Annotated in this window: 13 protein-coding genes; 3 read left to right on the top strand and 10 right to left on the bottom strand. The window is 49.7% G+C overall.

The window, feature by feature from the left end; translation table 11 throughout:
* Positions 1-134: 134 nt before the first annotated feature.
* Both NG792_RS25095 and NG792_RS25090 read right to left on the bottom strand, forming a co-directional pair.
* Positions 135-2,066, bottom strand: a complete 1,932-nt coding sequence (locus tag NG792_RS25095) for an adenylate/guanylate cyclase domain-containing protein (protein WP_261237197.1) — start codon at positions 2,064-2,066, stop codon at positions 135-137.
* Between the two features lie 930 nt (positions 2,067-2,996).
* Positions 2,997-5,549, bottom strand: coding sequence for a protein phosphatase 2C domain-containing protein (locus tag NG792_RS25090; protein WP_261237196.1), 2,553 nt, complete (start codon positions 5,547-5,549; stop codon positions 2,997-2,999).
* 301 nt (positions 5,550-5,850) lie between these two features.
* On the opposite strand from NG792_RS25090, the gene NG792_RS25085 reads away from it, so the two are divergent.
* The gene (locus NG792_RS25085) at positions 5,851-6,192 is read left to right on the top strand and encodes an NAD(P)H-quinone oxidoreductase subunit M (RefSeq protein WP_261237195.1); all 342 of its coding nucleotides are present in this window, start codon (positions 5,851-5,853) and stop codon (positions 6,190-6,192) included.
* A 237-nt stretch (positions 6,193-6,429) separates the two neighbouring features.
* Here NG792_RS25085 and NG792_RS25080 read toward each other — a convergent pair whose 3' ends face one another.
* The 7 genes from NG792_RS25080 to NG792_RS25050 form a co-directional block, all read right to left on the bottom strand.
* Positions 6,430-7,752 carry a hypothetical protein gene (locus tag NG792_RS25080; RefSeq protein ID WP_261237194.1) on the bottom strand — a complete coding sequence of 441 codons (1,323 nt, stop codon included), beginning with the start codon at positions 7,750-7,752 and terminating at the stop codon, positions 6,430-6,432.
* A gap of 294 nt (positions 7,753-8,046) precedes the next feature.
* The gene (locus NG792_RS25075) at positions 8,047-9,141 is read right to left on the bottom strand and encodes a type 1 glutamine amidotransferase domain-containing protein (RefSeq protein WP_261200841.1); all 1,095 of its coding nucleotides are present in this window, start codon (positions 9,139-9,141) and stop codon (positions 8,047-8,049) included.
* A 265-nt stretch (positions 9,142-9,406) separates the two neighbouring features.
* A complete protein-coding gene (locus NG792_RS25070) occupies positions 9,407-9,901 on the bottom strand; it encodes a hypothetical protein (protein ID WP_261237193.1) in 495 nt (164 codons plus the stop codon).
* 329 nt (positions 9,902-10,230) lie between these two features.
* On the bottom strand, positions 10,231-10,743 hold the full coding sequence (locus NG792_RS25065; RefSeq protein ID WP_317619205.1) for a Dps family protein: 513 nt from the start codon (positions 10,741-10,743) through the stop codon (positions 10,231-10,233).
* Positions 10,744-10,838: 95 nt separating this feature from the next.
* Entirely contained in the window at positions 10,839-11,240 is a 402-nt protein-coding gene (locus NG792_RS25060) for a hypothetical protein (protein WP_261200843.1), read from the bottom strand.
* A 214-nt stretch (positions 11,241-11,454) separates the two neighbouring features.
* Entirely contained in the window at positions 11,455-12,357 is a 903-nt protein-coding gene (locus NG792_RS25055) for a YihY/virulence factor BrkB family protein (protein ID WP_261237192.1), read from the bottom strand.
* 804 nt (positions 12,358-13,161) lie between these two features.
* Positions 13,162-13,887 carry a response regulator transcription factor gene (locus tag NG792_RS25050; RefSeq protein ID WP_261200845.1) on the bottom strand — a complete coding sequence of 242 codons (726 nt, stop codon included), beginning with the start codon at positions 13,885-13,887 and terminating at the stop codon, positions 13,162-13,164.
* Between the two features lie 1,613 nt (positions 13,888-15,500).
* Here NG792_RS25050 and NG792_RS25045 point away from each other — a divergent pair.
* Entirely contained in the window at positions 15,501-20,564 is a 5,064-nt protein-coding gene (locus NG792_RS25045) for a PAS domain S-box protein (RefSeq protein ID WP_261237191.1), read from the top strand.
* 443 nt (positions 20,565-21,007) lie between these two features.
* Here the strand turns inward: NG792_RS25045 and NG792_RS25040 are convergent, their stop codons facing one another.
* Complete coding sequence (locus NG792_RS25040) at positions 21,008-21,535, bottom strand: orange carotenoid protein N-terminal domain-containing protein (RefSeq protein WP_261200847.1); 528 nt, start codon at positions 21,533-21,535, stop codon at positions 21,008-21,010.
* Positions 21,536-22,227: 692 nt separating this feature from the next.
* Here NG792_RS25040 and NG792_RS25035 point away from each other — a divergent pair.
* The gene (locus tag NG792_RS25035; RefSeq protein WP_261200848.1) at positions 22,228-23,373 is read left to right on the top strand and encodes a hybrid sensor histidine kinase/response regulator; all 1,146 of its coding nucleotides are present in this window, start codon (positions 22,228-22,230) and stop codon (positions 23,371-23,373) included.
* Positions 23,374-23,575 lie beyond the last annotated feature (202 nt).

Raw genomic sequence — 23,575 nt, 5'->3', positions numbered from 1 at the left:
CCATCCTCCCCATCCTCCCCATCCTCCCCATCTTCCCCATCCTCCCCATCCTCCCCATCTTCCCCATCCTCCCCATCCTCCCCATCCTCCCCATCTTCCCCATCTTCCCCATCCTCCCAGTGTGGAGGGTCTTCTTAAACCTCTTCCTTGAAGGGCAGATCAAACAGGGGCGTGCAGATGCCGTCTTGTTTTTTCCCGGTGAGTAGATAGACAAGCATTTCCCCCTTCCCTTTAATGGGGATAGGGCCTCGGCACTCGAAACAGTAGCTAGACTGTAAGAGGGAGTAGGTGGTACTAGAGACCTGAATACGTCCGGGAACCCCGTGAGATTCCATGCGAGAGGCAATATTCACCGTATCGCCCCAGAGATCATAGATAAACTTGTGAGTTCCGATCACCCCAGCGATCGCCGGTCCAGAATGAATGCCAATCCGTATGGCAAAAGATTCGTGGCACTTGCGATTAAAATTCAGGATTTCCGTTTGCATATCTAGGGCCATTTCTGCGATCGCCGAGGCATGATTGTGGCGCTGCACGGGCAGACCCCCTACCACCATATAGGCATCCCCAATCGTCTTAATTTTCTCCAACCCGTGCTTTTCCGCCAGTCGGTCAAATATCGTAAAGATTTCATTGAGTAATTGCACCAATTCTGTCGGGGAAATCCGTGCCGCTAACTTTGTAAAGCCCACAATATCGGCAAATAAGACCGTCACTTCCGGAAAACTCTCGGCAATAGTTTGGGTATCCTCCTTGAGACGTTCAGCGATCGCCTTGGGCAAAACGTTCAGCAACAGGCGCTCAGACTTAGCTTGTTCCACCTCCAATTGCTTAAACGCTTGCTGCAACTGGGCAGCTTGTTCCGCACGGGCTAAGGCTAAAGCTTCAATTTCCGCAGTCCGGGAAACCGAAGTCAGCAGATAGGTGACCGGAATATGTGTCCACAAAAAGCCAATAATCAGCACCGCCCAAGAACGCCAGTGCCTTCGCGAAGCACGATATTCATCCGTCGGCCAAATATAGAATGCCCAAATCCGTCCATTCACCTTAATTTCTCGCCGGATCGCACCTTCGTTCCCGTTAGCAATGATTACCGCACGCACAGGATTTCGCTGATTTTCCTGGGGTTTGAGAGGACATTCCGATGGCACATCTATAGCAAAAGGTTCGGTGGCACTATTTGAGGTGACCAGTTCCGTGGATTCAATGAAAGTGAGCAGGGGATAGGGTTGACGGGAATCCGGGGGAGTTCCTGTTCCAGGGGTTTCATCGCACAGGTACAAGTTAAACTGGCTGCCCCTGGCTCCAGCGAGTTGAAACAGATTGTCCACCTCCACCCACCCCACGACAAACCCGAGCAAGGGTTTCACCGCCTCCTCACTGGGCTGGGGGTCATTTTCGAGGGAGAAACCCGTGGGGACAGCCGTCTCATAGACTGGGTGAACCGCTAAAAATCCCTGTCGCCAGCGCGAGCCAACTTGCCACTCTAGGCGCTCGCTGACCACCAATTTGCCCATCTGTGCCGCGCGTTTCAGTGCCGCTTGGTAGGCGGGATTGACAGCTAGATCGAAGCCGGAGGCATTGGGGTTTTCCTGGAGAGGGGCAATATAGGAGATGGGAAAGTATTCGGCAAGGCGATCGCGCTCGATGAAACCGCCGGGAGTGATAGATTGTGTAATCTTAAAATTCCTGTCCCCTTCAATCGCCATGCGCTCCTCGTAATCCTCGCGATCGGCATCCTCCACCCGCTCGATCCAAGCCACGAGAGACACGGTAGAAGGGTTTGAGAGGGGACGCTGCACGAACTGCTCAAAGGACTCCAGATCCACAGTGGCAGAAGCGTGAAAGAAATCCGTAATCGTGCGAATGACTTCCAAGTCGGCGTCGAGTTGCTGCTGCAATCGACCCGTTAAACCGTCAATGCTCCGATTTAATTCATAGTCCCGTCGCCGATTTTCCCACTCCCATACCACACTGAATCCGACGACAGACAGTCCAACCCCCATCCCAAAGATGATGGTAGCAGGAAGATAGCGACTCCAGGGTATTTTCGGCTTTTTTGGCATAGTTGCCTCGATATGTTTGGCATCGATCTCTAATTCTCGATGCCCTAGAGCATCGATGTTATGAATCGTTTTACTGGGGAATGAGCATCCCCCCCTCGTTTACCTGAAATATCTTGTTTTCTACAGGTTTTCTAGGGGTTGGTGTCTCTATCCCCATCCTGATTGCATTGCACCTCACCCCACACCCTGATTCTGATCTCCCGAATGCGATCGCGGTTGGGAGTTAATGGATGGAACTGCCTGGATTCCGAACAATCAGCGGGTTCTGTTTGGATCCTGGGTTGATGCCTCCCCCATTTTACGGTCCCCTCATGCCAGTCCCAGCGCAGTTGTTAACGGATCTGGCTCCCTGATTTACCCCTATATTCTTGTCATCCAAACCGTCCCCTGACGCTGATAGTAGGCGGGCAATGTCAGAGCAGTTTATACCGTAACATATTCCTTTAGATAGACTGTTCCCCACCTTCGGGGCAGGCGAACCAGTCCCCAAACCCACAATTCCCCCAGCCCCGAAGGTAGTTCTTTCTCTTGTCCATCCCCCTCCATCCTTCTGCGCCCTTTCCAGCTCAACCCGACTTCCCCTAAATTTAGGCATAAACCCCTAAATTTAGGATTGGGTCTTCAATAATGCGTCCGTCTGGCTAGGCTTGCACCTGAGTTTAAAGACTCAACCCTCATAATTTGTAGCCAACCCGCAAATATAAAACCCGGATTCCGTATCAGTTCGGAGCCCTGCGTCTCCATCGACCGATTTGCGGTGAAGTCATGGGAAAAGGGGGTAGCGATTTTCTCCCCTTACCTACAATTTTATAGATTATATAGCCGGAATAGGGTTCGGGAAAAAGAGCCGGAGCAGCCCAAATTCCCTAAGTTCTCACCGGGGAGCAATGACCCCGGGAAAATTCCCCCATTTAGTCCAAAAATGCCCGGTTATCGCACCTCAAAGGACTGAGGGTTGGGTTCATCGATACATCCCCTTTGTTCCGTATCAGGGGGGACGACATTCGGCAGGACCTGCGGAAGTAACAACTTCTCTGAAATCCACCCCATATTACTCGGGCGGACCCCTACAGGGGGTGGCGCTGCCGGTGGGGAGGCGTCCTCATTGCCTGGTTCAGAGGCCCCTTCAGCCGGAGAAACGGGAGCGGGTGCAGCCCCCTCCGATTCCACGGGTTTTGGGGTCGAGCAAACTTGGACTTGGACCCAGGCATCGGTATCGCTAACTGCCTGTTGTTTGCCCATCACCAACAGAACACTGCCACCGGGGATAAACCCCAATTGATTTCCCGGGATGGCCTGCCCTTGCTGCTTCAACAACACCAATTTCCCATCCTCTGGCGCTTGCGCGGTAAAAGAATCCCGCAGTTGCAGGTACTGGCCCGGTTCTAGAGTGGGCTTTTCTGTGATGTCTGGAACCGGGAGGGGTTCACCCACGGGAGCCGGGGGGTTCGAGTAGTCTTCCGGTGAAAGGGGCAAATTCTCGATTTGATTCTGCCATCCCTCCTGGGTGAGAACTAAACCCGCTACGACGCCGACGCCAACTAACAACAGGATTCCGAGTAACATCGGCAACTTGGAACGTGGTGGCTGTAAAGAGGGTCTCAACTCCGTCGGGGCATCCTCGGGTTTGAGAGTTTCGGGATCCTTCTTGGGGAAACCTGTGGGTTGAGAGTCTTCTACGGGGTCTGCTGGGGGGACTGATTGGAGTTGGGCCACCAACAGACGGGAGTCGAGTCCGGCAGACCGAATCGGCTCTATCTTACAGTAGACCAGCCCCACGGTGACATTATCGTGACCGTTATGAAAATTACCAATATCGATTAACTTGGTGACCGATCGCAACACGGGGAATTCCCCGGATAAAACTGGCAGGATTTCCGTTTCCCAGTATTGCTCTACCCGGTCATTGTCGCTCAACCCATCGGAACAGAGCAGGAAAGCGCTATCTTCGTCGATGATAAAACGTTGGACGGTGGGATGAAGGACCGAGGATGCACCCATGCCTAATGCCTGAATCAAAGAGCCTGCGGCCCCTTGTTGTAAGGCATCCCGATATAGGGAGTAACCCAAACGGACCTCCCGAGAAGCGACATCATCATCGAGGGTAACTTGTCGGCATCCGGTGGAGGTAATCCAATAGGCGCGACTATCGCCAATATGATTAATATAAATTTCATGACGATGGGTCAAGGCCATCACCAAGGTGGTGCCCATGCGCTGTCGAGCTTGGCGCTGTTCTTCGTCATTGCGACTAGCGATGCGATCGTTGGCAATCCCCACGGCCTGTTCGATTTGCTCTATAATCCGGTGGGGAGCGCTTTGGGTATTCTCGGAAACGAGGGATTCGAGGTGTTGTTGTAAGGTTTCGATCGCCAAATTGGAGGCGACATTCCCCCCTTCATGTCCCCCAATGCCATCACAGACGATCGCTAACCCACTGGTATCTGAGGTGGCACGGCTGGTCCCACTGGGAGGATAGCAGGCGTCTTCATTCCGGCGACGAGTCGGCCCGCGATCGGTCCCCGTGGCAATGTAATAGGTGCGCTTGTAAAGCTCTCCACAGACACTTAAACCCCGGTCTAACAACTCGATTAGTTGCACTGGGGTTTGCACATCTCGGGCCCTGAGCATTTGGCTAAGTTGCTCCAGATACGGGGCGATCGCCGGATGAGCAGTCTTGGCCCAACTCAACCACAACTGACCCAGTTCAGATAGGTCTGGCGTTGTGGGATCCCGGGGCAATTCGAGCAGGCGCAGTAAGGATCCTTCCACCCGCAGCAATCCCGGATTTAGCAAACTCCCGGCTACCCCTTCCTTTTTAAACGGGTGCCACAGTTGAGCCATTTGCCACAACCAATTGAGCTGCCGCATCGGTGAGGCATCTGCCCAGCAGTCAGTCAGTAATGGCATCAGTTGGGCATGAACTGCCTCGGGGGGTTGACCTGGGTTAACCGAAACTATGGCCCCTTCCGGGTAAATCGCCGTTTCTTCTAGTAACCAAATATCCCGATTCGGGTCGTTTCCTTTCGAGGGCAATCGACCATAAACTTGGGGGAGGTGCAATCGCAGGGGAAATAGTTTGAGATAGGGGATGATCGCCCCAGGAATCTCGACTGGCATTTCTGGCAAGACCCCGGGTTTGGTATCGACCAGAATCTTATCCTCCTTAACCCAATAGCGATCGGCTAAGATATCCCCCGGTTGATAGCTGGGACGGCCCGTTGCACCCACTGCCCATAAGTAGCGTTTCGGCAGGGGAGTGCCACATTTTTGACAAAATTTTTGGGTCTCCGGGTTGGGAGACTGGCAAGTAAAGTTGGGACAGTAGATTATGGCCGATGGTTTGTTCATGGGGATTCCTCGCGCCTGGAAGCTGTTTTTAATCAGCCGAATGTCGGCAATATTATCTCCTTTCTCTGGGCGCAGCAGTTGGGGAATATATTGATTACTCGATCCATGATAGTTGTATCCTATGTAGGTCACCCCTGGTTCAAGCTAGATCGCTGAACATAAGTGCCAATGTCCGATTTTAGCTTTTTTCTGACCGTTTAGGGCTTTTATTCCTCGCCTTGGCCTTATAAGAGTGGGAAAGGCTTGCCCGAATTGGTGTGGGTGGTACTGGGGCTATAGGAAAACCCGCTTGTCACCCCCTCACTCGGGAATCCTCCTGTGCTTATCCTGGGACAGTCTAACTTACTATCCCGTTGATGTGGGATTGAGCGGGAGCTTTACAGGGCTTTACAATTGATGATGTATTGATTTTAACTACCCTGGCATAATAGCTATGATGCTCAAGTCAACGACCCGTCACATTCGGATTTTTACGGCAGAGGTGCAAGATAATGAGTTTGCTCCGAGTCCAGACTTATTAACCCTTGATGTGGATCCGGATAATGAGTTTAACTGGTCTGAACCGACGTTACAGAAGGTTTATCGCAAGTTTGATGAACTGGTTGATTCTTACAGCGGGGAAGATTTAACGGAGTACAATTTACGCCGCATCGGTTCGGATCTGGAGTATTATTTGCGATCGCTTCTCCAAGGTGGAGAACTCTCCTATAACCTCAACAGTCGCGTCCAAAACTACAGCATGGGTTTACCCCAAATGGTCTACGAGGACCAGTAATCTCAAATCCGGTTGTGCTCGGGTTTAAAACGGAAGCCCCACCCTCGGGCTGTGGGGTCATCTTCCCTACAGAGTCGGGGCAGTTGATAGACTGCCCCGCCTACAGATTCGGATGAGCTCCTAAAATTCCCTGAAGTCCTGATTCGCGTTAACCGCAAAGCCTCCAGGGGGTTGGGGTTTATTCGTGTGGCGGTGCGCTAATCCTCCCCATCTCCCCCATCCTCCCCATCTCCCCCATCATTCTTGTGGCGGTGCGCTAATCATCGCCTGAACCTCTTGCAGGTCAATTTGGAAATGGTGAGCGATCGCCTCCATCACCTGCTGTTCTTGATCGGTGATTACCCCATCGATTTGAGCAATTCGGCAACATTGGGCTAACAACGGATAAGCAAAATCGCGATCGAGGAGATTGAGTAGTTCCGGCAAGGGGACCGGATGCTCAATCTCCGCCTCGATCGCCTTCAAGGACTCCGTAGTAAAGTTTAATTGCTTTAATTCCGGCAAAATCTCCGCCCAAGAGGTATCCGGACGGGACGCCAAAATCTGATGAATCAAAATCCGGTCCATGACATCTTTTTGGGCGATCGCCCGTTCCAAATACTCCTGATTCTCTTGTTCTAATGCTTGAGTCGCCGCCTCCTGAGTCAGCGGATTTGTCTTCGCTTCATAAAAACGACAAGCTGCATATCCCAATCCATACAACATCACCGCATTAGAACTCGCCCCGATCGCCATCCCCGCTACTGGCAGGTTCCGCAACACCCCTAATCCCCCTTTCAATGCCGCTGACCCTCCCAGGGATAAGCCAAAAATCGCTAACACTTCCCCTCGACGCGCCGGATCTTTTAAATCCATGCCATAAGCACCGGCAATCTGATAAACCATTTCTGCCTGTAATGCGGTTGTTGCTACCACATCCACCCCCAACAAGGCTAGGGCCAGTCCGGGCAGAATACTACTGACCAATCCAATCCCCCCGGCATAAAGGGATTTTTCCACCATAATCCGATGGGCAATCTCATTGGGGCTTTCATGAGGATACTCTTGCTGCAACTTGCGAACTTCGGCTTCAGCTTTGTCTATATCCACGTGTCCGACTAAATTCAGCAGCCATTGGGCTTTAAAGACTTTAGCGAATTTTTTAAGAACCGGGTTTTCTCCAATAAACGAGAGGGCTTTTCCCGTTTCTAAAACCGTGCGATCAAACAATTTCATCGATTCTTTGGTCGCAGTGTCGGCAGTCTTCGAGGCATTTTGAGTTACCGATTTTCCCGCTTCCGAGGCCCATTGGCTGGCTTGTCCAGCGGCTTCAACAGCCGTTGCGCTTAACGAAGCCACATCAAAGGCAACTCCCCCGCTGTTTCCCTGGGCGATCGCCCCCACAAATTCGATGGTTTCTGCCACTTTATCCACCGCCACCTTACTCACTTCTAAAGCAGCTTTATTAATATTTTCTTGCACATCTCCCACTGTTGCACCCACTTGTTTGCAGGCTGAGTTATTGGATTTGACCCCTTGTTCCTTGAGTCCAGTTTGCAGCTTATTGGATTCGGTTTTCATTTTTTATCTCCTGTTTTTATGAGTATTTTTAAAGTCTGAACGACTTTCCTATTCTGCGCCCTATGTAACCTTCTGATACCAAATCCGGTTGTTAAAAGTCGTTTTTCTCTCCAGCCCGCGTAGGCGGGCTTCGTCCGTATAGACCCACCCTTGAGGGTGTGGGTTTTTATAGACCTATCACAACCGGATTGGATATGATTAAAACAGTTTTAAACCCATTGAGTCTGTTCTACAGGGGTAACCACAAAGAAGGTGAGCGATCGCCTGAATCACTCACCTTTCTCTGTTGAAAATTTAAACAATTCCCACCAGGGTAGTCGGTTGCGCCGGTTCCGGCTCTTTCAAGCCTATCCGTTCTTGGTACAGACAGGCCAAGCGTCGCTCTGCCTTAGCCAGGTCCCGTTCAATGCTACTAAAAATCATCGTGGACACGGGGTCCGTAAACTGCACTTGCAAGTGAAAACAGTCAATCACCCCAGTTTGAATATCCCCCAAGGCTTGACGCAAAATGGTGATGTCATTTCCAGCGGGTAAAATGTTCCGTAAAGAAGCGAAGGCAGCAGCAGCCATTGCCGGTAAAAATAGTTGTTCTCCCAGGGTTCGCAGGCGGCTTTCCAACAGTTCAATATGACTGACTTTTTCTTCCCAAATCTCTAACAACAGCAAGCGAGTCGCACTATCGGCGGTGATTTCAGCATAATGTTTAAAGGCTTCTTGGCTATAGCGTTCTCCCGCCATTGCCTTGAGCAAGCCGTCGATAATTTCCTGACGGGTTGATCCACCCCAAGCTTCGGCAAGTTGCCACCATTCTGCAGAAGTGTCGGTGCGATCGGGTAGGGATTGGTCGGGAATGCTCAAATTCAGCCTAGAGAGAATGGCGGTCGTGAAAATGGCTAAATCACCCGGTTGCCGAGAGCAGATCAGGTTGCCGTCGGTGGTTACGGCTTCATCAATATAGGTGGCACCGGCATTTTCCATATCTTTGCGGATGGAGATAAAGCCGGTGGCACGACGTCCCCGAAGTAAGTCGGCTTCGATGAGGACTTGGGGTCCGTGGCAGACGGCAGCGATTAATTTTCCCAAGGCAGCGGCTTCTTGAACGAAGGCGATCGTGTTGGGGTTGGTTCGCATTTTGTCCGGTGCCGCACCCCCGGGAATGATTACCGCATCGAAGCTTTGAGCGCGCGCCTCCGTGGTGGTGCCATCGGGTTGGATGGAAACTTTCCCGTTTTTACCATGATAGGTTTGATTCATCCCGGACCCCAGTACAGAGACTTTGGCCCCGGCTTGTTGAAATGCTGTATAAGGAACTTTAAATTCTGAATCTTCCACTCCTTCTTCAATGAGAATGGCGATTCGGGGTGTGGGCTGTGAGTTGTTGGTAGACATAAAGTGAGATTTTAGTTAATTAAGTTTGCAGTGTAAATCCAAAAGTGAGATAAAATGCACTTTGGATTTTATCTTTATTGTTTATTATTCGGTTAGGAAGAATTGACGGTTCAGGTATATCACAGAGTTGCGCCCTATCTACGGACTCGGCTCCAGGGGGGAAAAGTATGACTATACGAGGGCGATCGCCTAGCTGCCGAAACCTCACCCTAAAAAAGACTCGGGTTTTTATCTGGTGAGGTTCGGCTTTTGGCAGTTTGTGAGTTTAGTACAGGTACATACTACCGTTAGGCTCAATCCTCATGTTGGTGATGTCTGAGTCTAAGTTGTTGGCTTCTGTGAGATAAATCCGAATCTCTCCTGGGGCAATCACTTGGGGTTCGGCCTGAATCAGCCCCCCATCGGGTCGCTCAAAGGTGACGGTTAAGGGAATTTGCAGATCCATCAGCATGGCTCCTTCGCCCCCGACGAGGGTGCGATCGCCAGTCTCCCCGATCGCCTCGTAGGTAATCGGAGTATTGGTGCTATTGATGATTTCTACCGCAACGGGCGCCGTTCCCGGCGGCACGTAAGCTACGGGCATTTGCACGTTCTGGGGTAGGGGCATCGGTTGTGCCTGAGCCTGTAATTTGTTCTCTTCAGTGGGACTATTCTGAGCAATGCTGGCAATGGGAAAGGCAACTGCTCCCAGCAAGAGGCTAGTAAAAACTGTGCCTAATAATCCCGAATTTTTACGGTTCAATAAGGTAGTAAACTTCATAAAAAGCCTCCAAAATTGATGAAAAAATGTTCCCCAGGGGTACGCTCTCCTGGAAATTGAGTGTAGAGTTCCTGTAGATGACCCTAGGTTAATTTTTCTGGGCTGATTGGATGGGGTGCAATCCCCCTACTGCGTCACTGGATTTAATAAAGAGAACAAGAAACCGGGTTTCTGGACCTTCCTTTGTTGCTCAATTAGCACCAATTCAGTTAAGAAACCCGGTTTTCTTGCCTAATACTGCAACGATTTTCTAGCTAGAGAGTGGGTCATACCATTTTCTAGGCTTTCAAAATGACCTCACTCCCTTTGGATTTGCTGAACAGCAGCGATTAACCCGCTAACATACTACGAAGCATCCAGGCATTTTTCTCATGGATTTGCATCCGTTTGGTCAGCAAATCTAAGGTGGGTTGGTCATTGGCTTCCTCTAGGAGCGAAAGCATTTCCCGGGAGGTGCGGACCACGGTTTCTTGCCCTTGAACTAACAAGCGAATCATTTCTTTCGCCTCGGGAATGCCCTCATTGTCTTCAATCGAAGTCAGGCTAGAAAACTTCGCATAAGTAGCAGGAGCAGGAAACCCCAAAGCGCGAATCCGCTCGGCAATTTCATCGACTGCTAGGGCTAATTCTTGATACTGCTCCTCAAACATGAGATGCAGGGTGCTAAATAGGGGTCCCGTGACGTTCCAGTGAAAATTATGAGTTTTCAGATAAAGGGTATAGCTATCGGCCAACACCCGGGATAACCCTTGAGCAATTTCTTCTCGGGTGCTGTCGTCAATCCCGATATTGACGCTGATCGGATTTTGACTTTGAGCAGACATTCCAAGAGTAGCTGTCATTCTTATTCCTCTAATGAGTAGACTGTTTTACTGCGGTTTTGAAAAGTTCAGAGTATAGATTGGGGGGAAACGACTGTTCCCCGGTTGCGACTTAGTTAAATGATGCCTGGACCTTTTCCACGGCGATCGCCTTCCATCGTCAGCTTCCCATCCTCGTCATTGTCATGAACTTCGTCATATTCACGAGCACGTTCGGCTTTGAGAGCTTCTTCTTTTTCGCGCAAGTCACCCGGCTCATTGATATACATTTCAGGTTCGATCGCATAGTTATTAATCAAACCTTCTTGGTCTACCGTAAAGCCATCACGGGTATGATCCGGATTTTCATGAGGTTCATCTGCATTAGAGGGAGCTTTCATAAACTTGTCACCCTCACGCTCTTTGCGCGCTGCCACTTCTGCCGGAATGATTCCGCGATCGTAATGCACCGGCCCTTCTACAGGTTCCGTGACCTTGTTATTAACGGTTTCTTTGTTATCCATTTTTTGTTTATCCATGAGTATTCCCTCAATGTTTTATTTAGTCTCTTTACACCTTATCCGGTGATCCCTGCTTAATTAAACTATCTATGGGAGTAAGTTTCCCCCTACTCCTATCGATAGAGAAATTCAGGAAATCCTCTCCCTGTAACCGTTTAGAGTTCCTCCCTTGAAAAACACCCCAGGGATAAACCTTAGAATTAACTGATTCAATTTTTTACAGGCCCTTTTTTTAACGGGGATTCGGGTTTTCATCCCCTACAGCTATGGCATTTTCCGTTGGAACGATGCGAGATCCATAGCGGTTGGCATAAACCTGGGTAAACTCGGCCCCAAAAAATAAAATTTGTGCCGAAAAGTTAACCCACAACAATAAAACCACTAAAGAACCCGCTGCACCGTAGGTCGAACCAATGGTGCTATTTCCTAAGTACAAGCCAATTAAAGTTTTACCGATAACAAAGAGTAACGCCGTAACGATCGCCCCTAGCCAAACATCAGTCCAGGCAATTTTGACATCGGGCAAGACTTTATAAATCATGGCAAATAACACAGTAATCACCCCAAAGGAGAGGAAGAAATCTAACACTTGCCACAGCCCCATGAGCATATCGGGAACCAGATGGCTGAAGAAGTTTCCAATTGCAGCTAAGGCGGCACTTAGCACCAGGGAAACCAGCAGTAAAAACCCAATGGTGAGAATCATGGCAAAGGATAAAAAGCGGTCTTGGAGCATTCCTTTTATCCCGCGTCCTGGTTTGGGTTTTACGTTCCATATCGTATTGAGAGAACCCTGGAGTTCGTTAAAGAGTCCCGTTGCTCCAAATATGAGTAAACCCAGACTGATCAGGGTTGCCCAAATACCTGACCCGGTTTGCCTGGTATTCTCAATCATGGTTTCGATGACTTGTGCCCCTTCAGTGCCGATCGTGCCTTGAAGTTGGCGGACAATTTCCCCTTGGGCAGCATCTTGCCCAAAGATGACTGCGGCCACGGCGATCGCAATAATTAAGATCGGCGCTAAAGAGAAAATGGTATAATAGGCTAAGGCCGCCGCCAATCGCCCTGCATTATCTTGTTGCCATTCGGAAAAGGCCAGTTTTAACAGCCTAAACAGTTGCTTTATTTTTACCATTTTTGTTCCTTGTTGTTGTTAAAAAAATTTTCAAGGGCGTGTTTAATTTAATCAGGCTTCTTCAGAAAACCCCTAAAAAAAAGGGGATTACCTTCGGGGGAAATTCTCCCTCATCGGCCCGGTTTGAGTAAAGATGGGTTAGGGTTTTATTAAAATAGGGCTTAGATAGCTCAATCGCTAACTAAACCCTTTTAATCAATCCAGAGGATTTACCGCTTTACCGAAGGTGGGGATTTGGGTTAGAGAATCCTAAACCCCACCTGTTGTTAGCGCTTGAGTGCCCCCTTTCTCTCTCCCGGGAGGGAGAAAAATTTAGGGAGTTAGGGTCGGACCCTCAATCTTCAACTCTGCTGGACTATTGCAAAACAGAAGCACTTTTCGTAAGCTTTGGCCGGGGAAAGGGAGATTGAAGGCGCAGGATGAATCAAGTACCCTCTGACTTCCAGGGCATTGGCGATCGCCCTACCCAAGTTTAGGCAGTTTAACCGCGATATTCCGAGGATTAAAACTGTCCAGTTTTTGACTGATGAATATCTTCTTTAGCTTACTCAACCCCAGGGGAGCTATACCTCTATCCCAAGGTAGATCGATTGGGGGACTTTCCATTCTCAAAGAGTCTGTGCGATCGCCGCAAAACTCCCCATTCCTACAACTCAAATCCCTCCGGCTCAACCCCTAATATCCAGTCCGGTGGATTAACCTAAAAAAACATCTCTTCCTCTTCTCCCCCTTCCTAGCAAAGGAAGGGGGAAAGGGGGTTAGATCAGTGCCCCTGTTCCAGCAAACATGATATAACCCCTCAAATTATCCAACTAATCCAGAGCGCAACGCCAAAACCGCAGCTTGGGTGCGGTCATTCGCACAGAGCTTGTTTAATATATTCCGAACGTGAGTTTTCACCGTACCCACAGTGATGTACAGCTTTTCGGAAATTTCGGCGTTATTGTACCCTTGGACAATCAGTTCTAAAACTTCTAGTTCTCGTTCCGTCAGAGGATAGGCTTCGATAATTTGGCTATATTCCGGTTCGGGAGCCTTAATCGTTACCGTTTCTTTCTTCTGAGAGCCTAGGGTGGGTTGGGTATTCGTCGTGCGGGCCTGCTTGAGGACGATTCCGGCGATCGCCGGATCAATCCAGGAGTTACCTTCGTAGGTGAGGCGAACCACTCCCAGCAATTCCTCAAAGCTAATATCCTTCATGCAGTAAGAATCTGCACCGGCAGCAAATGCAGCCAGAACCGCATCTTCATTATCCTGAAAGGTCAAGATCAAGATTTTGGTTTTGGGATTCTGCCCTTGGGCCGCTTGTGCTTGTTGCAGTCGCTGGGTCACTTCAATTCCATCAATATCCGGTAACCCAATATCAACAATCCCAATATCGGGCTTTGTATCCATCAGCAACTTCAATCCCGAGGTGCCGTTGGCGGCATCGCCGACAACAACGATTCCATCAGATTGTTGCAAAGCGGTTCGGATTCCTATCCGAGTCAGGTCATGGTCTTCAACTAAAGCAACGCGAATTTCACTCATCTATTAAAAAGGGTCTCAACCCCGTCGTTTACAGCGAGAAGTTGGAGAGTTTTTTTCTGGGATCTCATCTGGGGAACCCTCCGAAACCCGGATGTGCCACTTCTTACACCGCGACTCAAATGTCCGCTGAACTAGGGCATTGCTACAGTTTTAGATCCCCGGGACCAGAAACCGGGTTTTTGGACCTTTCTTGGACCTTTTAGGTCAAGTATTTTCTGAAAAACCTGGGTTCTAACCAATACTTTACCGGCATCCTAGGGGGTATTCTTCAGTTCTGTACTTAGTAACGGCGTGATTGGCTTTCTTCAGCATTTAAGTCCGGATGGTTACCCGAAGCCCCTTCCAGTCGGCAGGGGTGCTGAGTTTTGATATAAGTTTTCACCAGGGAAAACAAAAGTTTAACAATCTAGGGCTACGTTCGTGATGACCCGGATGGCCAAAAAGAATTCGATGCCCGTAAAAAGGAGATCTCTCAAACCAGTTTATCAAAGTGCTTCCCACTCTGGGGACCTTTTCCCTCCCGGGTCGTTTTCCCCTCCTGATTCTTGTCAAAATTCCGCTTCTCAATAAGCTGTGGCTATCCCCAATGATTGCCGTTCCACTCCCAGAGCCTCCCTGGATGGAAGGGGAAAACTAAGTGATCCCGGGGCGATCGCCCCTGGGGTTACTTCACGGGGTTTAGGGGATACCTTGGTTCCATTCCGACCGGATGAATTCGTTTCCCAGAGCGAATTCCACCTATTGATAGAGGTGGTCCGTACCGGATCCAGATACATTTATATTATCTAACAGTACAGTTATTGAGTCCTTTTTAGTGTTAAACATTGCCATTAAATTATTTAAGCCGCAATGGACCAGGGATTCCAGAATTGACGCAGCGGAGGTCTCTAAACTTTATTATTTTATCAACTTTCTTCCGGATACTGGCTACTTGGATCCTTGAAATGTTCCCAGGAACTGCTCGATTTCTATCCCCAGGGCAGCCACTACCACCGATCGCCAGTAGGGATGCAGTGTTTTTTTTGCACAGAAAACTGTCCTATCCGTCCCGAGAAAGATTCCTATTTTAGAGCCCGTGGCGCTCAGGGGCGGGTTCGATGTCATCTGCCCAGGGTGGGAGAATCTCCCGAGGCGATCGCCATATAAGCTTTTAGCTTTCCCTTTCGCGGGAGTCGGATTCGGAGATTCTATATAGAAGCAGTGGAGGCAAAACTTTGCCCGGTTCGGAGCTTTTCCGGCTCCCTCTTCCCGAGGCTCCTGCCACCAGACTCAGCCGGGTCAATCCGCTCAAAGACCCTCCCCAAGTGGTTCTGGGTTGATTAAAACGTTTCTGTTAAGATCTGCGCCAATCGGCCTAAAGCACTGGTCAAGGCTTTCAAAACCTCGATATTCGGCGGATAAATTGATGCCAATTCAGCTCTGATATTTCCCTCGCCTTGTCCAGGTTCCCTCCGTATAAAGACCTTTTATTTAAAGTGCGATAAATTCTCTTAACTTTATCCCCCTAAAAACCTACCCAGCAATAGGCTACTGACCCTGAACCTAGCACAGAATCCCTCAAATAGATCCACAATTTACCCAATTTTTTGACAATCGGGATGGAGTCAACCCAGATGAATAACCTTACCAATCCTCAATTTAATAATCGAAGACATCGCCACTATCTGACCGCTTTTCACTCACCGCAGCAACCCCCTGGAAAAGATTCACCGACTCCTAGGGAAGCAGCTTCAACGATTGGCCTGGGGGGACAAATCCTGTGGAAAGCAGATGCTATTGGTGTCATGACTAAATTAAACCCGACCTGGGAAACCTATACGGGGATGGGTCGGAAGGTTTCCTTGGGTAGGCGCTTTTTACAAGCTATCCACCCGGAAGATAGACCGATTTGGCACCGTGTATTATCCTGCCCAGAAACCCCTACGGAGCTAACCCAAAAACGCTTAGGGGTTTCGGTTTGTGAAATGGAACTGCGCTTGTTAGGAAGCGACGGCATCTATCGATGGATGCTGGTCCAAGCCGTTCCCCTGGGAGGTAAAAAAGGGGAATTGGTGGGATGGCACGGAACTTTTACAGATATCGATCGCCTCAAACAAACCCAACTCCAACTCCAACAAAAACAAGAATTTATAGAAAATCTCATTGCCTCTTGTTCCGAGGCGATTATTGCTGGGGATGCCAATGGAACCATCCAAATTTTTAATCAGGCGGCACAAGAATTATATGGATTAGCCGAACAAAAACCCCCGCAGAATGGATCAGAATCGGGTCCAACCGATGAAAAACTCCCCCGGACACCGGACCCCTCCGGTTTAGGGGGTGGGATTGGGATGGGTAATTCCCAGAGAAACCCGGGATCGATGGCTCCTAGGCCCACTTCCCCGGAAGCGTTGCCCCTATGGGAAGCCTTACAGACGGAAACCGCATCAGAAAAAGAATTAGTGGTCACTCCAAAAACGGGAAAACCCCGGATCATGCTGGCTAATAGTAATCCCATTTTCAACCCAGGAGGGATCAAATTAGGGGCGGTGACCCTGATGCGGGATATTACGAAACGGAAACAGCGAGAACAAGCCTGTTTTAGCCTCTATGCAGAAACTCAGGAAGAAGTGAGGGTACTCCAGGCGCAACTGCGGGAAAGCGATCGCCCAGTGCCCTCAACTCACCTCAACTCACCCCAGACAACGGCCCCAGAATTCTTCCAGGACTCCGAGTCTCAAACACTGCCGAGAATAGAAAACGAGGAGGATTTCGCCCAACTCTTCCAAACCCTAGATTTAATGAGTCCCTATCAGATCGCCGGTCTTCTTTGGGACCAGTCGGGAGAATTGCAAGGGGTGATGAATTGCCATCGCCTGCTGACTGATTCCCTGTGGGAACGGTTAGAAAGCCTCCTGCTGAAAGCCTTCCCGGCTCAGAATTTGCGATCGCCTTCCCCGGAAGCAGTGGTTTGGTCCATTGCCTTACCGGAAGGGGAAGGCTCTGAAGTCCCCCTCACCGAACTGGGGTCCCTGCTCGTATTTCCGGTGATCGGGAAGGGCGATGCTCAGAAGGTGGGGCTGCTATTTCTCGTATTGGAAGGGCGATCGGCTTTGAATACCTCTGAACTAGCGCTGCTAGAAAGGATGATTCAGCAAGCATCAGAAACTCTGGAAAAGCTGTCTCCTGAGTGCGGGGACTACGGCCCAGATGGCCCCGAAAATAGCCGGGGTGGCCTGGAACCCTTACCCCAGAACCTAAGCGCAGAGCTGGTAACGGTAGGCCGCCAGAGCGATCGCCATAGGCAAGACGACCGCGATCGCAGTTCCGCTGCCTCCCCATCGCAGCAACCCTCTGTGGGGAAAGCGGGCGATCGCGCCGAGTCCGTTTCTGCCTTCTCATCCCACCCTTACAAAGAAACTCATTTTTCCCAACCCCAGAACGGCAGGGGAGATTTTCCCCTGCTGAATGGGAGTGAAACCCTAGCTTTGAACCAGAACAGCAAACCAACCCCAGACCACTGCCCCCAGAGCGTTTCCCCGTATTTTGGAGCCTCACCCTCTCCCCAAAACTCCCCAGACCCCCAGGAAAACGCAGCCCAGGAGAATCCCCGGCTCCAGAACAACTATCCAGGTAGAGATAGGGAGCGCCTTCACGATACCGTTTCCTACCGCACAGAGATGGAAGGGGGTAGTTCCCCGGGACAAAGGGAACAACCTTCCCTCAACGAAGGACCCGCTGTTCCTCAAGGGTGGCACCGAACCTCAGAGGACGAAGGGGTGCTTATTTATGATGGCGATGGGATTCTCATCACCTGCAATCCCAGTGCCGAAAGAATTTTAGGCTTAAGCGTTCGGGAGTTGGTCGGACGCTCGTATCAGGATGCAGGCTATTCCAGCATCTTCCTCGACGGTTCACCCGTGGAAGGCGATCGCCATCCCGTCGCCATCACCTTTGCCACAGCACAAGCGCAATGGAATACCATCCTGGGGATTTGCAAACCCGATGACACCCTCAACTGGGTCTCCCTCAACCTTCAGCCCTTATTTGATCCAGATTTTGACCCGGAGGAGCGCTCTCCATGTACGGTGATTGTCTACCTCCAGCAAATTGATGATTTTACCGAAGCTCAAGACTATCCCAGGGAACTCAACGACCCCAACTATCAGGTTATGGTCGAACAGTCCCAGGACTTAATGGCTCGCCATAGTCCCGAGGGACTTTATCTGTATGCCTCTAGCGCCAGTTGTTCCCTCTTGGGATATGAACCCGATGAACTGGTGGGACAAAGTATTTATGGGTTTGTTCATCCCGAGGATGTGCCAGCAGTCAACGGCATCTTTGCGCGCTTAACTCCAGAATCCCCTAGGGATCGAGTCACCTATCGCCATCAGCGCAAAGATGGGTCCTATATTTGGTTAGAAATGACCCTAGGCGCGGCCCCTAACCCCCGGTTAGACAGGGAATCCGAAGTAATCTCGGTTTCCCGTGATATTACCCCGCGCAAGGAGAAGGAAGAAAAAGTTGCCCAGCTTAATCATGACCTAGAGCGCTTAGTCCGCAAGCAAAGTGTCGAACTCGAAAAGGCACGTCAACTCAAAGATGAATTGCTCCTGCGCGAACAGTTAGCCCGAAAAGTGGCTGAGGCAGCCAAGACCCTCCTGAGTACGGAACGGCAGCGCATTGCTGAATCCCGCTCCTTTTTAGCAGAAGCAACCACCCTCCTCACCGCCTCCCTGGATTACCAAACTACCCTGGAGAATTTGGGGAGACTGCTGGTGCCTCGGTTTGGCGATTGGTGCGCGATCAATGTCATGGAAACGGGTACTAGGCCCCTGGGGTCCTCCGATGGAGACTATCGTTGTGTGACGGTGGCTTGTTTGGACCCCTCGAAGCAATCGCTGGTTTGGGCCTTGCAAAATCGCTACCCTGTGGAGGGTGATGGTCGGTACAGTTATTTGCAACAACTGGCCGAGATTCGCCGTTCACAGTATCGCTGCGACTCGGGAGAGCGGGAGAATGGGGCGGAGTTTTGTTTTGGCATTTCTGAGGATGAACTGGCAGCAGTTGCTCAGGATGCAGAACATCTGGAACTGTTGCGATCGCTCGATATTCAGGCGTATCTCTGGTTACCCATCTGCTTCGGCGATCGCACCTTTGGCTCCATTCTCCTGGTGCGCGGCAATCAGCCGAGTTCTCGTCGTCTTCGTTTAGAAGAGGAAGCCAGCTACAGTCAAAGCGACCTGTCTCTGGTTGAAGATTTGGTGCGGCGCGGTGCCATGACCCTGGAAAAGGCCATCCTCTACCGGGAAGCTCGGGAGACGGGAGAAAACCTCCGTAGGACCGTCTGCATTTTAGCGGAACGGCAGCGCCAGTTGCGGACCCTCCAACAGTTGGCAAATTTGCTTAACCAGCGGATTGCTGATTTACCCCGGTTGTTACAACTCATGGTAGAAGCGGTCTGCGAGGCCATCCCCAAGGCCCAGTTTTGCCTAATTGTCCTTCACGATCGCGAACACGACCGTCTGGAATTAATGGCCACAGCAGGCGCAGGTACCCAAAATTTACCCATCGGAGTCCCGTTGAAAACCAAGGATTCTTTACTATCCGAGGTGTTTGCTACGGGTCAGTGTCTGTTGCGCTGCCATTCTCTCGATGGACTGACTTCCGATTCCCAGACCGAAATTCTCTCGCGCGAGTTACCCGCTTGTGTGTATGCCGTGCCGATTGAGTCCGCGCGAGCAGGGCGTTTGGGGGTACTCGCCGTGGGCAATTGGGACGATTTGGCGGCTTTTGAGGTGGAGGACCTCCGTCAAATGGTAACGGCAGTGGGCGAACAAGCGGCGATCGCTATTAACAATGCCCGCTCTATCGAAATTTTAGAGGAGCGCGATCAACTCTTACAAGCTCAAAATCATACTCTGGCTTGTCAAAATCAGGAACTAGAGTCCAAACGTCAACAGATTGAACGTCAGAACTGCCAACTCAAGGAGGCATCTCGCCTCAAATCGGAGTTTTTAGCCACCATGTCTCACGAACTTCGGACTCCCATGAATTCAATTCTGGGCTTTTCTCAAGTCCTCTTACGTGGGCGCCGCCATCCTTTGCCTCCTCAGCAAAAACAAATGGTGGAACGAATCCTCGATAATGGCAAGCACTTGCTCGCTTTAATTGATGATATCCTCGACTTGTCTAAAATTGAGGCCGGTCATTCTGAACTTAAGTTAGAACAGTTTGAACTGGATTTATTAGTCAGTGCCACCTGTGAGGAATTGCGAATTTTTGCCCAACACAAAAGTTTAACCTTGCAGTTTAATTCCACCTTGGATAATCCCCAGGTGGTCGGCGATCGCCTCCGCTTACGGCAGGTTGTGAGCAATTTAATCTCGAATGCCATTAAGTTTACCACCTCGGGCGGGGTGGAAGTTTCCGTATCCAGTCCCTCCCCCGATTCGGTGGAAATCTCCGTTAAAGATACCGGCATCGGTATCCCTCCCGAACAGCTTAATCATATTTTTGAAGCCTTCCGCCAAGGAGATCAAACCACCACTCGCGAATATTCAGGGACCGGCTTAGGGTTAGCTCTATGTGACTCTTTAGTTCGCCTCATGAAGGGGAGGATTTCTGTAGAAAGTCAGCTTAATGAAGGTTCGACTTTCTCTATTCAAATCCCTCGCTCTATCTTTGAGCTTGATTAGGGCAATCCCATAATTAAGCTCTCCCTAGATAGCGCTAGTCTAAATCCGGATAACGAGATCAATTAACGAGTGGGAGCAAGATGCTCCCTCCTGTTAATTTAGAGCAATCTTGCTCCCACTTCCTTTAAAAATTGTCCGCTTCATTTTCAAAGGCAGAGTTCTACAAATTTTTATCAAAAAAACTCGGCTGTATAACCCATTGGCTACCGAGGCTGGAGGAAGCCAGGAGAGTAAAAAGAATTTTTTGTTTCCTTTCTAGTCCCCAACCACAAAATGCATAAAAATCAGCCTGATTTAACTTGTAGCGTAAGGCTTTAACCCCGTTTTATCCCTCTTATTAAAAACTTTTACCTGCTCAGAAAAATAAACAACATAGACAAAATTTAAGGACGCACCGCAGTGCGTCCCTACAAAATTTATGCTGTTATAGTCGAGCATTAAAACTATAAGCTGGGGGTTACACCCGTTTCAGCTTGGGTGGGGATGGAACCCACGACAGTATAGCCCATTCCGCCAGCAATTTCGCGGAAAATCGAAATTTGCTCCTCGAATTCTGCCTGTTCTACCTCAGCTAAAATGCGATCGGTTTCCGGGGTGGATGGGTAATCGGGAGGCATATCTACAATGCGATCGCCCATTCCCACTGCCCAGGCATACCAGACTACTAATTGATTATTAGCAGATAAAGCCCCATAAGCATGGGAATAAACGGTATCTTTGCGCTCCACAATATCCCGCATGATCTGAAGCTGCTCATCGTCAGAGAGGTTGTAGTAGTCATCCATCAGCATCGGTGCAATGTTGGGTTCTGCTGCCCCTGGTGCGGCGGGAGTAACGGAGTCTCCCATTTTTTCGTAAATCCAATACAGCACAGCCAATTTATCATCGGTACTCAATTTTTCAAAATCATTAACGATGTCTTGAGTTCCTTGGGAACGGATTTGGCTTCTTCCGGTCAAATTAGCAGTCATAAACAAATTTTCTCTTTCTATCAAGTTGAACTGAGTCGATTGTTACAAATCTTCAGGTTAAGTGTCAATCTCTCTCTTGATGAAGCCCAATTTTGTTAATAAAATATTTTTATATCCTGAGATAGAGTTTTAGTCACTTCCCCCCGCAAATAAACCCTCTTTTAAATCTTTAAAATTATTTCATCTATCTACAGAGATAATCCCTTTAGATAAATTTTACCTAAATTATTTCATTGGATAGAAAAGCCCGAACCGATCGCTCCGTTTTCCATCCCGGTATTGCTGCTCCCGGGTCCCAAGGGATGGTCAGACCCCAAAGTTGCCCCTGCACCGGATTATTGCTTTAGCCGTAGAAAATTCATCGGGTTCCCAGGGGTGGGCTCTTACTCAAAAAACTGGGATTCTCTGCGATCGCTCCGGCCTGGGAAGTTGGGATCCCGATTGTAGCAACTTTGAGATTTATCCCAAGAGCCGTAGAACTATAGGTAGCAACACTTTACCCCTCTATTAGCCTACTACAAAACGCTGAAAATCCAAGTCAACAACAACAAATATTCATTAAGCAACGCCATAGCCTAAGCAAAATCCGATAAAATCCGTCTAAAGAGCGAGAACATCAAAAGCGGTAGGGTGAGACAATCTCCTTACCACCCAAACTGCTTTTTTGAGCCGAGTCCAATTTTTATAGATAAATGAGCGATCCCTCCTTGCCTCAAAACCCGAAAACAGACCGCATCCTGGTTGTCGATGACTCTCCTGATAATGTCTTGCTCGTCAAGACGATTTTGGAAGAAGAAGGATATGACATCACTCAGGCGGAGAGCGGCTATTCAGCTTTAGCGCAAATTGACCAATCACCGCCCGATTTGGTATTGCTAGATATTATGATGCCGGGAATGGATGGCTATGAAGTCACCCGGCGGATTCGCGGCAACAAAAAATTGTCCTTTATCCCCATTTTGCTAATCACCGCTCACGATCAACCCAGTGTAGTGGAGGGATTAGATCTTGGGGCTGATGATTTTATCCGCAAACCTGTCGAACTCGATGAACTCTTAGCGCGGGTGCGGAGTTTGTTGCGCCTCAAGCATAGTGTAGATGAGCGGAATGAAATCGCCCGTCAGCGAGAGGATTTCGTATCAAGGCTCACCCATGATTTGCGAACTCCGTTAGTTGCGGCGGATCGAATGTTGACCCTGCTCAAACAAGAAGCCCTCGGACCGATCACTCCGCAGATGGAAGAAGTCTTCACCACGATGGTCCGGAGTAACCAAAATTTGTTGAAGATGGTGAATACGTTGCTGGAGGTGTATCGCTACGAAGCTGATCGGAAAAACCTGAATTTCTCTTTGGTGGATATGCCCCAACTGATTCAGGAAATTATCGAGGAACTGATGCCGATCGCCCAGGAAAAAGACACCCAAATCAAGATGAAGTATGGGACGGCGGTCAATGGATCCGGCAAAACTTCTGGGTTCGTCCGTGGCGATCGGCTAGAACTGCGTCGCCTCGTGACTAATTTAGTGGGTAATGCTATCAAGTTTACCGATAATGGGATGATCGAGATTCGCATTACGGAAGATGAGACGGGTAAAAATGCCGGGGGTCCCAACTGGGTTGGCATCGCGGTGGCCGATAACGGTCCGGGGATTAGTGAGGCGGATCAAACCTTATTGTTTGAAAGATTTCTTCCGGGCAAGCACAAGCGATCGGGAAGCGGTTTGGGCCTGCACCTGTGTAAACGAATTACTGAAGCCCATAATGGAACGATTGATGTTAAGTCAGTTCTAGGCCAAGGCAGCGTCTTTAGTGTGCGCTTACCGGCTTGGAAAAATTGAGCAATCTCCGGGGTTATTATCCCTTAACCATGAGCTTAGGGTGTCAAATTTCAGGGCAAATTTCAGGGCAAATTTCAGGGTTATAATTGCTGCTATTTAACCTATCTTATAGAGGGAATATTCATGGATAAGCAAGAAGGGGAACGTGGCGATCGCTCCTGAGTGCTATCTTTCGTGGGAAGGGGGGAAATCTTCTGGCAGC

The organism is Laspinema olomoucense D3b, assembly GCF_025370785.1.
GTDB classification, from domain to species: domain Bacteria; phylum Cyanobacteriota; class Cyanobacteriia; order Cyanobacteriales; family Laspinemataceae; genus Laspinema; species Laspinema olomoucense.
Note: the sequence above shows the minus strand (reverse complement) of the source record. Positions and strands in the feature narration are given on the sequence as shown.

Bases quoted from the DNA above. Each gene is read 5' to 3' on its own strand.
- NG792_RS25065 (WP_317619205.1), bottom strand. From the start codon at position 10,743: ATGACAGCTACTCTTGGAATGTCTGCTCAAAGTCAAAATCCGATCAGC.
- NG792_RS25085 (WP_261237195.1), top strand. From the start codon at position 5,851: ATGATGCTCAAGTCAACGACCCGTCACATTCGGATTTTTACGGCAGAG.
- NG792_RS25055 (WP_261237192.1), bottom strand. From the start codon at position 12,357: ATGGTAAAAATAAAGCAACTGTTTAGGCTGTTAAAACTGGCCTTTTCC.
- NG792_RS25045 (WP_261237191.1), top strand. From the start codon at position 15,501: ATGAATAACCTTACCAATCCTCAATTTAATAATCGAAGACATCGCCAC.
- NG792_RS25095 (WP_261237197.1), bottom strand. From the start codon at position 2,066: ATGCCAAAAAAGCCGAAAATACCCTGGAGTCGCTATCTTCCTGCTACC.
- NG792_RS25075 (WP_261200841.1), bottom strand. From the start codon at position 9,141: ATGTCTACCAACAACTCACAGCCCACACCCCGAATCGCCATTCTCATT.
- NG792_RS25035 (WP_261200848.1), top strand. From the start codon at position 22,228: ATGAGCGATCCCTCCTTGCCTCAAAACCCGAAAACAGACCGCATCCTG.
- NG792_RS25050 (WP_261200845.1), bottom strand. From the start codon at position 13,887: ATGAGTGAAATTCGCGTTGCTTTAGTTGAAGACCATGACCTGACTCGG.
- NG792_RS25060 (WP_261200843.1), bottom strand. From the start codon at position 11,240: ATGGATAAACAAAAAATGGATAACAAAGAAACCGTTAATAACAAGGTC.
- NG792_RS25070 (WP_261237193.1), bottom strand. From the start codon at position 9,901: ATGAAGTTTACTACCTTATTGAACCGTAAAAATTCGGGATTATTAGGC.
- NG792_RS25080 (WP_261237194.1), bottom strand. From the start codon at position 7,752: ATGAAAACCGAATCCAATAAGCTGCAAACTGGACTCAAGGAACAAGGG.
- NG792_RS25040 (WP_261200847.1), bottom strand. From the start codon at position 21,535: ATGACTGCTAATTTGACCGGAAGAAGCCAAATCCGTTCCCAAGGAACT.